Genomic DNA, 14,403 nt, shown 5'->3' on the forward strand with positions numbered 1-14,403 from the left:
CGGGGGCTCTCACGACGGCGCGGACGGCGGACGCCGTACCACGGCACCTCCGGCCGAGCGCTTAGGGTGAGGCGCATGCCCGACATCCCGTCCGCGCCCGTGATCCTCGGCGACGAGCCCGGTTCGTTCCCGCACAGCGTGCTCGCCGAGCGCCACCCCGCGATCATCCGGCAGGTGCGGGAGGCGTTCCCGTACGGCCCCGACCGGCACGGCGCGCTCGACGCGCTCCTGGAGAGCTGCACCAAGGGCGTCGTCGAACCGCTCCCCGCCGGGGCGCACGACCGGGAGCTCTGGCGGGAGTGGGGCGCGGCCGAGCACACCGGCCGTTCCTGGTATGACCTTCCCTGGCTCTGGTCGGAGAGCTTCTTCTACCGTCAACTGCTGCAGGCCGTGGGGTACTTCGGCGCCGGGCCCTGGCAGGGCATCGATCCCTTCCGCCCGTTCAAGCTCGCCGAGCTCGACGCGCCGCAGACGGACGAGGAACTGGCCGCCCTGGACTCCCTGTCCGCCGAGGACCAGGACCGGGCCCTGCTGCACGGCTCCCTCTGGGGCAACCGCGCCGACCTCGGCTTCCGCCTCTCCGCCGGGGACGCGAGCGGCGCGGACGCGGCCCCGGGCCTGGTCGCCGACGACAGCGCCGCCCTGTGGTCGCTGCTCCCGCCGTCCGGCGGCGCCACCCTGTGCCTGATCGCGGACAACGCGGGCCGCGAACTCATCCCCGACCTGCTGCTCGTCGCCCATCTCCTTCGGCGCGGGCGCATCGCGCGCGCCGTGCTGCACGTCAAGCCGTACCCCTACTACGTCTCCGACGCCACGACGGCGGACGTGCTCGACGCGCTGCGGAGACTGACCGGGGCGCGGGGCGCGGCGGCCGAGTACGGCCGCGTCCTGTGGGCGGCGATGACCGACGGCCGCCTCGTGCTGCGTGCCCACCCCTTCTCCAGCGCCCCGCTGCCGTACGCGGACATGCCCGGTGACCTCCGCGCGGAACTCGCCTCGGCCACCCTGACGATCGTCAAGGGCGACCTCAACTACCGGCGCCTGGTCGGCGATCGGCTGTGGCCGCCGACCACGCCGTTCAGCGGGGTCACCGCCCACTTCCCCGGTCCGGTCGCGGCCCTGCGCACCCTGAAGTCCGACGTGATCACCGGTTTGGACCCCGGCACGGAGGCCGCGCTGATGGCGGCCGAGGGGCAGCGGTGGCGGACCGGGGGCACACACGCGCTCATCCAGGTCCGCACCTGACGAGGCTCATGCGACTTGCGCGGGCAGGGACTTGAGGCCGTTGATGAAGTTGGACGTCAGCCGCCCCGCCGGGCCCGCCGTACGCAGGACGGGCAGCCCGCGCAGCGCCTCCTCGTGGAGCACCCGCAGCTGCAGCCGGGCGAAGTGCGCGCCCAGGCAGACGTGCGGGCCGTCCCCGAAGGAGACGTGCGGGTTCGGGCGGCGGGAGAGGTCGAGGCGGTCCGGCGCGGGGAAGACCCGTTCGTCGCGGTTGGCGGAGGCGTGGAAGACGACCACCTTGTCACCGGCGCGTATCCGGTGCCCGGCCAGTTCGGCGTCCCGGGTGGCGGTGCGGCGGAAGGTGAGCACGGGCGGGTGCCAGCGCAGCAACTCCTCCACGGCGGTGGCGGGTTGCACCTTGCCCGTGCGCAGCAGCCGGTGGGCCTGCGGGTGCTCGGCCAGGGCGAGCAGTCCGCCGGGGCCGGCGCTGCGGACGGTGTCGTTGCCCGCGACGGTGAGCAGGAAGAAGAACATCTCCAGTTCGGCGTCGGCGAGTTCGCGCTCGTGTGCGAGCGTGGTCAGCACGTCGTCGGCGGGGTGCCGGCGTTTGTGCGCGGCGAGCTGCTGGGCGTAGTCGAACATGTCCCGCAGCATCGCGGGGGAGCGGGGGTTGACCGGCTTGCCCGCCGAGTCGAGCACGGGGGCGCCGGCCTCGTCCGGGTCCTGGTAGCCGATGACGCGCCGGGTCCAGTGCAGCAGCAGGCCGCGGTCGCTGTCCGGGACGCCGAGCAGGTCGGCGAGGTTGAGCAGGGCGTAGTCGTCGGTCACGGCGCCGACGAGGTCGACGGTGCCGTCCTGCGCGCGGGCCTCCCGCAGCGCCCGCGCGATCAGCGTGCGTGCCCGGTCCCGTGCCACGGCCGCGAAGCGGTCGATGCGGCCCGGCGTGAAGGCCCGGCTGACCAGCCGCCTCAGCCGGCCGTGCGCGGGCGGGTCCTGATTGAGCATCATGCGCCGGATGAAGGGCAGGTCGGCCGGGTCGGGGTCGCGGATCTGGGTCGCTCCGAGGCATGAGGAGTACGTCGCCGCGTCCCTGAGGACCCGGACGACGTCGGCGTGCCGGGTCACCGCCCAGAATCCGGGCCCGGCCGGCCAGCCCAGCACCTCGGGCTCGTCCTGCCAGGCCACGGGGTGGTGGTCGCGCAGGACGCGGTAGGCGGCATGGGGCACCCCGGCGGCGTACTGCCGCGGGTCGAAGACGTCGGGGACGGGCGGGGCCGCGCGCACCTTCATGCGACCACGGTGGCGCGGCGGACGGGGGCGCGGCAAGGGAGCGTGCGGCGGGCGTGCCCGCGGCGGTCGCGGTGCCGCCGCCCGTGCCAGGACGACCGTGCGGAAGGCCGGGGGCGCCCGGGAGACGGCAGAGCCCTTCGCTTTTCTCCAAAGATTGACGGTTGTACCGACCCGCCTGTAGTGATCATGCCAAATATTTGGTAGTCATGCCCGCATGGCGTTACGTCGATCACGGCCGGGAATCGGAAAACCGGCGGTCGTCCTGGCCGCCCTGATCCTGCTCCTCGCCGCCTGCGGTGGCGGCAAGGACGGCACGGACTCCACAGGCGGCCAAGGCACGAAGCTGACGGTGGCCGCGCTGCCGCTGACCGACTCGGCGGCGCTCTACCTCGCCCGCGATCGCGGGCTGTTCAAGAAGGAGGGGCTGGACGTCACGATCCGGCCGGTCCAGCAGAGCATCCAGGCACTGCCCGCCCTCGCCAACGGCCAGGTCGACGTGATCGCGAGCGCGAACTACGTGACCTTCCTGCAGGCCGACGAGAAGGGCACCCTCGACGTCCGCATCCTCGCCGAGGGCGTACGGGTCGCGCCGCACATGATGGACGTCCTGGTGGCGAAGGACTCCTCCATCAAGAGCGTCGCCGACCTCGCGGGCAAGAAGGTCGCCGTCAACATCCTCAACAACGTCCAGTCACTCACGCTGAACGCGATCCTGGACGCCAGGGGCGTCGGCCGGCCCGTCTACCGGCAGATCGCCTTCCCGCAGATGGGACCCGCCCTCGAACGCGGCCAGGTCGACGCCGTGCACGCGGTGGAGCCCTTCGACAGCGCGATCCAGGGCGACCTGAAGGCCAGGGTGCTGCTGGACGGCGGTTCGGCGCCGGTCCGGTCGCTGCCCATCAGCGGCTACGTCACCACGCGGAAGTTCGCCGACGCGCACGCCGAGGCGGCGGCGGCCTTCCGGCGCGCCATCGAGGCCGCCTCCGAGATCGCGACGCGGGACCCCGACGCCGTACGCGGGGAACTGCCCAAGTACACCAAGGTGACCGCCGACCAGGCGAAGAAGATCCAGCTGCCGGCCTATCCGGCCACCAGCGACGCGGCGCAGCTGCGCCGCCTGACACAACTCATGGAGAAACAGGGGCTGTTGAAGAAGAAGCTCGACCCGGCGACGCTGCTGGTCAAGTGAAGCGGTCCGGACGGCACCGGGAACGGTGGCTGGGGCTGCTCGGCGTGCTGCTGGCGTTCGGTGCCTGTGAGGCGGTCGGCCGCGCGGGCATCGTCCGCCGCAGCTACCTGCCGCCCGCCTCCGAGGTGCTCGCCCGCGCCGTGGAGCTGGGCGGTGACAGCGCCTTCCTGGCCGGGGTCGGTGCCACCCTGAAGGCCTGGGCACTCGGCCTCGGCCTCTCCGTCGCGATCGCCGTCCCGCTCGGGCTGCTGCTCGGCAGCGTGCCGCTGGTCGACTCCGCCGTACGCGTGATCGTGGAGTTCCTGCGGCCGCTGCCGTCGGTCGCGCTGATCCCCCTGGTCTCCCTGCTGCTGGGCACCGGCACCGAGACCGAGGTCGCCCTGATCACGTACGCGTGCGTCTGGCCCGTGTTGTTCAACACCGTCTACGGCCTCGGCGAGACCGACCCGCTCGCCAAGGACACCCTGCGCGCCTTCGGCTTCGGCCGGCTCTCGGTGCTGCTGCGGGTCGAACTGCCCGGCACGGCACCGTTCATCGCCGCCGGCATCCGCATCTCGGCGGCCGTCGCCCTCATCCTGGCCGTCGCCACCGAACTGCTCTCCGGCTTCGGCGAGGGCCTCGGCATCTTCATCGCCCAGGCGGGCCTGGCCACCGACGGCACCCGGGACGTGCTGGCCGGAGTCGTCTGGACGGGCGCCCTCGGGCTGATCGTCAACACCGTCCTGGTCCGGTGCGAACGCCGGCTCTTCCCCTGGACGCCCCAGGGGCGGGCGGACGGCCAGGGGGTGCGCTCGTGAAGGCGGCCGCCGCGCCCGCGCGCGGCACCGGGCGCGGCCCGGCTCCGGCCGCGAGCGCGGGTGGCCGTGTCCTCCTGCGCCTGGCGGTCCTCGCCGTCGCGGTCGGTCTGTGGGAGGTGGCGGCCCGGGCCCACGGCAGCGTGTACTTCCCGCCACCGGGCCGCATCGCCGGCCGCGCCCACGAGCTGTGGTTCTCCGGGCCCGCCGGCCGGCTGTTCCTCACCGACGCCGCCGTGGCCGACGTCCTGCCCAGCCTCGGGCGCATGGCGGCCGGGTTCGGGATCGCCGCGGTGACCGGCGTCGCACTGGGGCTCGCGGTCGGGAGGTCGCGCTGGGCGTACGCGCTGTGCGACCCCGTGCTGCAGTTCGCGCGGGCCGTGCCGCCGCCCGCGCTGGTGCCCGTCTTCGTCGTCGTCCTCGACCTCGGCACGCCCATGCAGATCACGGCGATCGCCTTCAGCGCCGTCTGGCCGGTCCTGATCAACACGGCGGAGGGGGCGCGCAACACCGACCCGCTGCGGCTCGACGTGGCCGCCGTGCTGCGGCTGAACCCCGCGGAGCGGCTGTGGTTCCTGCTCCTGCCCTCCGCGCTGCCCCGCATCTTCGCGGGCCTGCGCCTCAGCCTCTCGCTCTCCCTCATCCTCATGGTCTTCTCCGAACTGCTCCCGGGCAGCGCCGACGGCATCGGCTTCACCCTCACCGACGCCCAGTCCCGCTCCGACCTGCTCACCGTCTGGGCGGCGCTGCTCCTGCTCGGCGTCCTCGGATACGTGCTGAACACCGCGCTGCTGGCGGTGGAGAGACGGCTCGTCGGCCGGGGAAGGACCACGGCATGAAGCTCTGCCTCGACGGCCTCGGCCAGCGCTACGGCGACCAGCCCGTCCTGCACGACATCACCCTCACCGTCCCCGAGGGCCAACTGCTGTGCGTCGTGGGCCCGTCGGGCTGCGGCAAGTCGACGCTCCTGCGCACCGTCGCCGGCCTGCAGCCCGCGTCCGAGGGCTCCGTCACCTTCGACGGGACCCCCGTCACCGGCGTACCCGACCGGCTCGCCGTCGTCTTCCAGGACTACGGCCGCTCCCTCTACCCCTGGCTCACCGTCCGCGACAACGTCGCCCTCCCGCTGCGCCGCCGCGGCCTGCCGCGCGCCGAGCGGCGGTCCGCGGCGCAGCGCATCCTCGAACGCGTCGGCCTCGAAGGAGCCGGCCGCCGCCATCCCTGGCAGCTCTCCGGCGGCATGCAGCAGCGCGTCGCCATCGCCCGCGCCCTGGTCTGCCGCCCCGCACTGCTTCTGATGGACGAACCCTTCGGCTCCCTGGACGCGCAGACCCGCGAGGACCTGGAGGACCTCCTCCTGGAGGTGCACCGCACCGACGGCGCGACCATCGTCCTCGTCACCCACGACATCGACGAGAGCGTCTACGTCGGCGACCGCGTCGTCGTCCTGTCCCCGGGCCCGGCCTCCCGTGTCGTCCTCGACCTGCCGGTCGAACTCCCCGGCGGGCGCGAGCAGATCGCGACCCGCGGGCTGCCGGAGTTCGTGGCGCTGCGAGCGGAGGTGGGGCGGGCGGTACGGGGGAGCTGAGGCGGGCGGCCGGGCCTGAGCTCCCACGGGACCTCCCGCACCCACCCCTGCTTCACGCGATGGTGTGATCATGTCCGGGCCGGCGGATGACGCCGAACAGCCCCGGGTAGGGCCCGGCCATGACGCACCAGCCCTTCGAACTCCCGCACTTCTACATGCCGTACCCCGCGCGGCTGAACCCGCACGTCGACGAGGCGCGTGCCCATTCGACCCGGTGGGCGCGCGAGATGGGCATGCTGGAGGGGTCCGGGATCTGGGAGCGGTCCGACCTCGAGGCCCACGACTACGGACTGCTCTGCGCCTACACCCATCCGGAATGCGACGGACCGGCCCTGTCGTTGATCACCGACTGGTACGTGTGGGTCTTCTTCTTCGACGACCACTTCCTGGAGGTCTTCAAGCGCACCCAGGACCGCGCGGCCGGCAAGGCCCACCTGGACCGGCTCCCGCTGTTCATGCCGATGGACCTCGCCACCCCGATGCCCGAGCCGCGCAACCCGGTCGAGGCCGGCCTCGCCGACCTGTGGACGCGTACCGTGCCGGCGATGTCCGCCGGCTGGCGCCGCCGCTTCGCCGTGGCCACCGAGCACCTCCTCAACGAGTCGCTGTGGGAGCTGTCCAACATCAACGAGGGGCGTGTCGCCAACCCCGTCGAGTACATCGAGATGCGCCGCAAGGTGGGCGGCGCCCCCTGGTCGGCGGGGCTCGTGGAGTACGCGACCGCCGAGGTCCCCGCCGCCGCGGCCGCCTCGCGGCCCCTCAGGGTGCTGATGGAGACCTTCGCCGACGCCGTCCACCTGCGCAACGACCTGTTCTCCTACCAGCGCGAGGTCGAGGACGAGGGCGAGAACAGCAACGGCGTGCTCGTCCTGGAGACCTTCTTCGGCTGCACCACCCAGCAGGCCGCCGACACCGTCAACGACGTCCTCACCTCCCGTCTGCACCAGTTCGAGCACACCGCGCTCACCGAAGTGCCCGCGCTGGCGGTGGAACTGGGCCTGTCCGCGCCCGAGGTCGCCGCCGTCGCCGCCTACACCCGGGGGCTGCAGGACTGGCAGTCCGGCGGTCACGAATGGCACATGCGCTCCAGCCGCTACATGAACGCCCGTGCACGGCCGGGGAATCCGTGGCACGGCCCGAGCGGTTCGAGCGGTTCCGCCGCCGGCGCCGGCACGCTGCTCGCCGCGGCCGGTGCCGTGGGGGCACCTCCCACGCCCTTTGGGCAGTGGGGGAGGCTGCGCGCGTACACGCACGTGCCGTACCAGAAGGTCGGGCCGTCCCTGCTGCCCGACTTCCACATGCCCTTCCAGGTCGAGCTGAGCCCCCATCTGCAGGCCGCCCGGCCCCGGCTCACCGCCTGGACGCACGCCATGGGGATGCTCCATGAGGGCGTCTGGGACGAGGACAAACTCGCCGCCTACGACCTTGCGCTGTGCTCCGCGGGCCTGGACCCGGACGCGACACCGGAGGCCCTCGACCTCAGCTCCCAGTGGCTGGCCTGGGGGACGTACGGCGACGACTACTACCCGCTCGTGTACGGCCACCGCCGCGACCTGGCCGCCGCGCGGCTGACCACCCGGCGCCTGTCGGACTGCATGCCCCTCGACGGCGAGGTGCCCGTCGCCCCGCTCAACGCCATGGAACGCGGCCTCGCCGACCTGTGGGCGCGTACCACCGCGGGGATGCCGCCCGAGGACCGGCGCACCCTGAAGGACTCGGTGAACGTGATGACCGAGAGCTGGGTGTGGGAGCTGTCCAACCAGCTGCAGCACCGCATCCCCGACCCGGTCGACTACCTGGAGATGCGCCGCGCCACCTTCGGCTCCGACCTCACCCTGAGCCTGTGCCGGATGGGCCGGGGCCCGGCCGTCCCGCCCGAGGTCTACCGCAGCGGCCCCGTCCGCTCACTGGAGAACGCCGCGATCGACTATGCCTGCCTGCTCAACGACGTCTTCTCCTACCAGAAGGAGATCGAGTACGAGGGCGAGATCCACAACTCGATCCTCGTCGTGCAGAACTTCTTCGGCGTCGACTATCCGACCGCGCTCTCGGTCGTCCACGACCTGATGACCCAGCGCATGCGGCAGTTCGAGCACGTCGTCGCGCACGAACTGCCGCTCGTCGCCGACGACCTCGGCCTCTCGCGGGAGGCGCGCGAGGCGCTGGGCGGCTATGTGGCCGATCTGCGGAACTGGCTGTCGGGCATCCTCAACTGGCATCGCACGGTGGACCGTTACAAGGCCGACTACCTGGCCCGGCGGGTCCACGGCTTCCTCCCGGACCGGCCGCCCGCCGTACCCGTCCTCGGGTGACCCGCCTCCCCACCCGGCCCGTGCCCGCGCCCGCCGCCCGTACCGGCGGGCGCGGGCACGGGCCGATCGGGTGCGGACGCGAGCCCGTCGTATCGAACTGGTGTCCACGCCTTGTGGGCCGCCGCCTTCCACCGGTCAGTCTCACTCGTTCGTGGCTCGTCGCGCGCCGGGGGTCCCGGGTAGAGCTTCAGCAGGAGGCGATCCATGGAACAGACTGCGTTGCGGCCCAAGCCGATGCCCGGCCGGGACCCCGGTCGCGGCACCCGGCCCGGCGCGCCCGTCCCGCACCCGCACGCCGCGCGGAAGCGGGCCCGCCGGCTCAGGACCCTGCTGTCCGGCCTGCTCGTCGCCGCGGTCCTGGTGCTCACCGGCGTCGGCCTCGGCACCGTGGGCACGACGGTGATGGGGATGAGCCGACTCGCCGGCCTGCAACGCCAGGCGCAGCGGCACCCGCCCGCCGCGTCCCACCCGGCTCCCGCGCCCCCGGCCACGAGCCCGCCCGCCACCCCGCCGGCGCCCCCGGCACCCGCCACCGCGACCCTCGGCCTGGAGGCGGTCGACGCCCACCGGACGGGCGCCCTCGTCGTCGGCGTCCACGTCCCCGGCCCGGGCTACACGGCGGGCCTGGTCCGCGGCGACGTGCTCCTCGCGTTCGGCGGGACCCGTATCGCGTCGGCCGCGGACCTCGCCCGCGCCGTCGCGCACGCCCGCCCCGGCTCCGGGGTCGTCCTGACGATCCGGCACCCGAGCGGCCGCTACCAGCGGCTGACGGCCGTACCCGGATTCGTCATGTGACCCCGGATGTGACACCGGGAAAACCACTGGTCCCGTCCGGCGGCACCGGCCACGATGACCCTCATGCCGAGCACCCTTGCCGCCTTCCGGAGAGGGCGTCCGGGGGCGGGGCGCTGCAGGGCGGCAGGAAGAGCGGCGCGGCGGCTGCCACGCGGGGCTGCTGATGAGCCTCGCCGACCCAGTGTGGTGCGTCGGCCGGATGCGGACCGCTCTGTCGCGCGCCGGGGTGCGCCGCCGCCTGGAGCAGGCCTCGGGGGGCGTACTGCTGCTGCTCGGGGTCCGCCTCGCCCTGGAGGGCTGACGCCGTGCACGGCACAGGGCCGGAAAGCCCCGCGGACCGGTCGCGCCGCCCCCGCCGTCCGGGCAGGATGCTGCCCGTAGTCCTTTGTGGTCCTTTCAACCGGCCAGGGAGGCCCGGATGACCGGCAGCACGCACGCGCCCTTCACCGCCGACGACTACCGGGCCCGCATGGACCGCGCCGCGCGGGCCGCCGCCGACGCCGGTCTCGACGGGCTCCTGGTGGCACCCGGGCCCGACCTGGTGTGGCTGACCGGCTACGCGCCCACCGCGGTCACCGAACGGCTCACCCTGCTGGTCCTCGCCCAGGGCCGGTCCCCCGTCCTGGTCGTCCCCACGCTGGAGGCCCCGGACGCCGCGCGGGCGCCCGGTGCGCCCGCCCTGAACCTGCGCGACTGGACCGACGGCAAGGACCCCTACGCCGCGACCGCCGCGCTGCTGTCCGGCACCGGCCGCTTCGGCATCAGCGACAACGCCTGGGCGATGCACCTGCTGGGCCTCCAGCGGGCGCTGCCCGGCACCTCCTACGACTCCCTCACCGAGGCCCTGCCGATGCTGCGCGCCGTCAAGGACGCGGCGGAGCTGGAACTGATGGCGGCGGCCGGCGCGGCCGCGGACGCCGCGTTCGAGGAGATCAGGAAGGTTCCCTTCGCCGGCCGCAAGGAGTCGGCCGTCGGCGCGGACCTCGCCGACCTGCTGCGGCAGTTCGGCCACTCCCAGGTCGACTTCACCATCGTCGCCTCGGGCCCGAACGGCGCCGACCCGCACCACGAGGTCGGCGACCGCGTCATCGAGCGCGGTGACATGGTCGTCCTGGACTTCGGCGGGCTCAAGGACGGCTACGGCTCCGACACCTCCCGCACGGTCCACGTCGGCGAGCCCACCGACGAGGAGCGCCGGGTGCACGACCTGGTGCGCGAGGCCCAGGAGGCGGGCTTCCGGGCGGTGCGGCCGGGCGCCGCCTGCCAGGACGTCGACCGGGCCGCCCGCGAGGTGATCACCGGCGCCGGGTACGGCGAGTACTTCATCCACCGCACCGGGCACGGCATCGGCGTCACCACGCACGAGCCGCCGTACATGATCGAGGGCGAACGGCAGCCCCTGGTGCCCGGAATGTGCTTCTCCGTGGAACCCGGCGTGTACCTGCCCGGCCGGTTCGGGGTGCGCATCGAGGACATCGTCACCGTCACCGAGGACGGCGGGCGCCGGCTGAACGACACGACCCGGGAGATGGTCATAGTGGACTGAAGCAGCCACCAGGAACCCCGGCAGACCCCCGAGCGACGACGGCGCGGACCATGACCCAGGCACCGACACCCACCGCGGACACCGTCCGCAGGCTGGTCAGTTCCCTGCTCAAGGAGGGTGCGGCCGGCGTCGGACCCGAGGTGCGGCCCGTCACCGAGGGCGCCGGGCACAGCACCTGGTGGGTCGGCGGCCGGCATGTGCTGCGCCTGGCGCCCGACCGTGAGGCCGCCGTCCGCCAGCGCCGCGAACTGCGGCTGCGCGACCTGCTGCGCCCGCACCTGCCGGTCGCCGTGCCCAGCAGCGTGGCGCACGGGGAGTGGGCGCCGGGGCTGACGTACACGCTGGACACGAAGGTGCCCGGCGGATCGGGCGAGGAGCACGACGTGTCCGCCGTCGGCGAGGCCGACCTCGCGGGGCTGCTCACCGGGCTGCGCGGGGTGCCCGCCCGGCAGGCCGAGACGCTCGGCGTCCCGCGGGTCGCCCCCCGCTCCCTGGAGGCCCTGCGCCGGGCCGCCGGGCGCGCCGCCGAACCGCTCGCCGCCGCCGACGAGTTCGATCCCGTACGGCTCCACCAGCTCACCGGGCCCGCCGCCGTGCAGCTCGCCGCCCAGCCGGGCACGGCCGTGCTCGTCCACCACTCCCTCGGCGGCGAGCACCTCGTGGTCAGCCCCGACGGCCGGGTGCGCGGCGTCCTCGACTGGTCCCACGCGGTCGTGGGCGACCCCGCCGAGGACATCGCCGGGCTGGCCGTCGCCGTCGGCTCACCGGCCGCCGTCCGCGCCGCGACCCTCGCCGGCTACGGCGCCCGCCCCTGCCTGCGCGGCCTGTGGCTGGCCCGCTGCGACGCCGTCGTGCGCCTCGCCGGGGCCCTCGGGGGCCCCGACGCGGCCGTGCTGCCGCTGCTCAGGCTCCGGCTCCGCCGGGCCTGGGAGGCGATCCTGCTGGAGCGCGTGACGGAGTTCCGGGACGGCGACGGGGACGTCTGAGCGGGCCGGGCGGAGCCCGCCGCGGTTCGCCGGCGCCCGGCGGACGGCGCCGCGCGGCACCTCGCGGCGCCTCCCGCCGGGCGCTCCGCGCCGTTCAGCCCTGGAGCAGCACCACGGCCGACTCCCCGGGCACCTGCAGCAGCCCGTCCGGGCCCGGCGCCTCGACGGGCTCCCACGCGGCGAGCACGCGCGCGTGGCGCGGTCCCAGGGGGATCGCGGCCGGCTCCTTGGCGAGGTTCACGGCCACGCGGACGTCCCCGCGGCGGAAGGCGAGCCAGCGCTGCCGCTCGTCGTGGGCCACCTTGATGTCGGCGAGGTCGGGATCGGTCAGGTCCGCCTGACCGTGCCGGAGCGCGATCAGCGTGCGGTACCAGTCGAGCACGCGCGCGTGGGGCTCGCCGCCGGGCTCCGTCCAGTCGAGGCAGGAACGGTCGCGGGTCGCCGGGTCCTGCGGATCCGGTACGTCCTCCTCCGCCCAGCCGTGGGAGGCGAACTCCCGCCGCCTGCCGCGCCGTACGGCCTCGGCGAGCTCGGGGTCGGTGTGGTCGGTGAAGAACTGCCAGGGTGTGCCGGCCGCCCACTCCTCGCCCATGAACAGCATCGGCGTGAAGGGGGCCGTCAGCACCAGCGTCGCCGCGCAGGCCAGCAGACCGGGGGAGAGGGAGGCCGACAGCCGGTCCCCCAGGGCGCGGTTGCCGACCTGGTCGTGCGTCTGGCCGTAGCCGAGCAGCCGGTGAGCGGCCACGCGCGTACGGTCCAGGGGCCGCCCGTGCCGCCGGCCGCGGAAGCTGGAGTAGGTGCCGTCGTGGAAGTAGCCGCCGGTGAGGGTCTTGGCGAGCGCCGCCAGGGGAGCGCGCGCGAAGTCGCCGTAGTAGCCCTGGGACTCGCCGGTCAGCGCGGTGTGCAGGGCGTGGTGGAAGTCGTCGTTCCACTGCGCGTGCAGGCCGAGGCCGCCCTCCTCGCGCGGGGTGATGAGCCGCGGGTCGTTCAGGTCGGACTCGGCGATCAGGAACAGCGGGCGGTCCAGTTCGGCGGCGAGGGCGTCGACCGCCGCCGACAGCTCCTCCAGGAAGTGGCACGCGCGCGTGTCCGCCAGCGCGTGCACCGCGTCCAGCCGCAGCCCGTCGATCCGGTAGTCGCGCAGCCAGGCGAGGGCGCTCTCCCGCAGGTAGTCCCGCACCTCGTCCGACCCGGGCGCGTCGAGGTTCACGGCGGACCCCCACGGTGTGTGGTGGGTGTCGGTGAAGTACGGCCCGAACGCGGGGAGGTAGTTGCCCGAGGGGCCGAGGTGGTTGTGGACGACGTCCAGGACCACGCCCAGGCCGAGGGCGTGCGCCCGGTCGACGAACCGTTTCAGCGCCTCGGGGCCGCCGTACGGCTCGTGCACCGCCCACAGCGAGACCCCCTCGTAGCCCCAGCCGTGCCGCCCGGGGAAGGGGCACAGCGGCATCAGCTCGACGTGGGTGACGCCCAGCTCGGCCAGGTGCCCGAGCCGCTCGGCCGCCGCGTCCAGGGTGCCCTCGCGGGTGTAGGTGCCCACGTGGAGCTCGTACAGGACCGCCCCGGGCAGCGGGCGCCCGGCCCACGCGGTGCGCCAGGCGTGGCGCTCGTGGTCGACGACCGCGCTCAGCCCGTCGGGGCCGTCCGGCTGCCGGCGCGAACGCGGGTCGGGCAGCACGGGACCGTCGTCCAGCGCGTACCCGTAGCGCGAGCCGTCCCGCGCCTCGGCCTCCGTCCGCCACCACCCCTCCCGGCCGGGATCGCGCTCCATCGCGCGCGTGGCGCCGTCGCACCGGAGTGTCACACGCTCGGCCTGTGGTGCCCACACCTCGAACTGCACGGACGGTTCCCCTTCGTCTGCTCACCGTGACGTAGCCCGTCCATGGTGCGCCAAACGAGATCGGCGCGCTTTCGCATCCGCCGTTTTGCGGCTGGTGTCGCCGGGCCCGCGCGGGTGCCCGGCGTTCTCCCGTTTCCTGGACAGCCGGGGTCCGCTGACCGACAATCACGAACGTGACGTCGTCCTTCGAGTTCCCCACCTACCGCGCGCGGTTGTCCGACGCGGAGCGCGACAAGGCGCTGAAGGTGCTGCGTGACGGCGTCGCCACGGGACGGCTCTCGCACGACACGTTCATCCACCGCATGGAGCTCGCGCTCGCCGCCCGCCGCTCCGAGGAACTCGCCGCGCTCACCGCCGACCTCCGCCAGGACAACCGTCTCGCGCGCCTGGTCCTCGGCACCGTGGAGGCGGTCTCCGGCTTCACCGTGCGGCTGCGCAGGGCCTGGCAGGCCGAGCGCCTGCCCAAGCTGCTGCTGCCGCACCCGGGCAACGGCCACCCGCTGCGCATAGGGCGTGATCCGGCCAACGGACTGCGCCTGACGCACGAGACCGTCTCCCGCGTGCACGCCGAACTCCGCCGCCAGGGCGGCATGTGGGTGCTGCGCGACCTCGGCTCGACCAACGGCACCACCGTGAACGGGCGGCGGGTCATCGGCGCCGCCGTCGTGCGCGAGGGCGATCAGGTCGGCTTCGGGCGGATGTCCTTCCGGCTCGCCTCCGGCTGAGCGGGCCCGGCCGCGACGGAACAGCTTTGGCCTGAGCATGACATCACGTTGACGTGCTGCGATGGGCCGCAGCGGTTTCCGTCCCGCGGTGTTGACGTACCCCCCAAGTCGTGA

12 protein-coding genes and 1 pseudogene are annotated in these 14,403 nt (G+C 74.1%); 11 read left to right on the forward strand and 2 right to left on the reverse strand.

What is annotated here, in order from left to right:
* The first annotated feature begins 75 nt into the window (after positions 1–75).
* A complete protein-coding gene (locus ACJ9NR_RS30060) occupies positions 76–1,245 on the forward strand; it encodes a damage-control phosphatase ARMT1 family protein (protein WP_412491599.1) in 1,170 nt (389 codons plus the stop codon).
* 6 nt (positions 1,246–1,251) lie between these two features.
* Here ACJ9NR_RS30060 and ACJ9NR_RS30065 read toward each other — a convergent pair whose 3' ends face one another.
* Positions 1,252–2,514 carry a cytochrome P450 gene (locus ACJ9NR_RS30065; protein WP_412491598.1) on the reverse strand — a complete coding sequence of 421 codons (1,263 nt, stop codon included), beginning with the start codon at positions 2,512–2,514 and terminating at the stop codon, positions 1,252–1,254.
* 214 nt (positions 2,515–2,728) lie between these two features.
* Here ACJ9NR_RS30065 and ACJ9NR_RS30070 point away from each other — a divergent pair, with 214 nt between their 5' ends.
* From ACJ9NR_RS30070 to ACJ9NR_RS30110, 9 genes and pseudogenes are all read left to right on the forward strand, one after another.
* Positions 2,729–3,703, forward strand: coding sequence for an ABC transporter substrate-binding protein (locus ACJ9NR_RS30070; RefSeq protein ID WP_412491597.1), 975 nt, complete (start codon positions 2,729–2,731; stop codon positions 3,701–3,703).
* On the forward strand, positions 3,700–4,500 hold the full coding sequence (locus ACJ9NR_RS30075) for an ABC transporter permease (RefSeq protein ID WP_412491596.1): 801 nt from the start codon (positions 3,700–3,702) through the stop codon (positions 4,498–4,500). The genes ACJ9NR_RS30070 and ACJ9NR_RS30075 overlap by 4 nt, the downstream gene beginning before the upstream one ends.
* Positions 4,497–5,336: an ABC transporter permease gene (locus ACJ9NR_RS30080; protein WP_412491595.1), complete on the forward strand. Its 840-nt coding sequence runs from the start codon at positions 4,497–4,499 to the stop codon at positions 5,334–5,336. Before ACJ9NR_RS30075 ends, ACJ9NR_RS30080 begins: the two co-directional genes overlap by 4 nt.
* Positions 5,333–6,085, forward strand: coding sequence for an ABC transporter ATP-binding protein (locus ACJ9NR_RS30085; protein WP_412491594.1), 753 nt, complete (start codon positions 5,333–5,335; stop codon positions 6,083–6,085). The genes ACJ9NR_RS30080 and ACJ9NR_RS30085 overlap by 4 nt, the downstream gene beginning before the upstream one ends.
* A gap of 119 nt (positions 6,086–6,204) precedes the next feature.
* A complete protein-coding gene (gene cyc2, locus ACJ9NR_RS30090; RefSeq protein WP_412491593.1) occupies positions 6,205–8,397 on the forward strand; it encodes a germacradienol/geosmin synthase Cyc2 in 2,193 nt (730 codons plus the stop codon).
* A 204-nt stretch (positions 8,398–8,601) separates the two neighbouring features.
* Positions 8,602–9,192 (forward strand): PDZ domain-containing protein, encoded by a 591-nt coding sequence (locus ACJ9NR_RS30095; RefSeq protein ID WP_412491592.1) that lies wholly within the window; start codon positions 8,602–8,604, stop codon positions 9,190–9,192.
* Positions 9,193–9,373: 181 nt separating this feature from the next.
* A pseudogene (locus tag ACJ9NR_RS30100) lies at positions 9,374–9,493 on the forward strand (LysE family translocator); the annotation flags it as partial.
* 117 nt (positions 9,494–9,610) lie between these two features.
* Complete coding sequence (locus ACJ9NR_RS30105; RefSeq protein WP_412491591.1) at positions 9,611–10,738, forward strand: aminopeptidase P family protein; 1,128 nt, start codon at positions 9,611–9,613, stop codon at positions 10,736–10,738.
* A gap of 50 nt (positions 10,739–10,788) precedes the next feature.
* A complete protein-coding gene (locus ACJ9NR_RS30110; protein ID WP_412491590.1) occupies positions 10,789–11,724 on the forward strand; it encodes an aminoglycoside phosphotransferase family protein in 936 nt (311 codons plus the stop codon).
* A 94-nt stretch (positions 11,725–11,818) separates the two neighbouring features.
* Here ACJ9NR_RS30110 and treZ read toward each other — a convergent pair whose 3' ends face one another.
* Complete coding sequence (treZ, locus tag ACJ9NR_RS30115; RefSeq protein WP_412491589.1) at positions 11,819–13,564, reverse strand: malto-oligosyltrehalose trehalohydrolase; 1,746 nt, start codon at positions 13,562–13,564, stop codon at positions 11,819–11,821.
* A gap of 173 nt (positions 13,565–13,737) precedes the next feature.
* Here treZ and ACJ9NR_RS30120 point away from each other — a divergent pair, with 173 nt between their 5' ends.
* On the forward strand, positions 13,738–14,289 hold the full coding sequence (locus ACJ9NR_RS30120; protein WP_412491588.1) for an FHA domain-containing protein: 552 nt from the start codon (positions 13,738–13,740) through the stop codon (positions 14,287–14,289).
* Positions 14,290–14,403 lie beyond the last annotated feature (114 nt).

This window comes from Streptomyces sediminimaris, from assembly GCF_047049295.1.
Lineage (GTDB): Bacteria > Actinomycetota > Actinomycetes > Streptomycetales > Streptomycetaceae > Streptomyces > Streptomyces sediminimaris.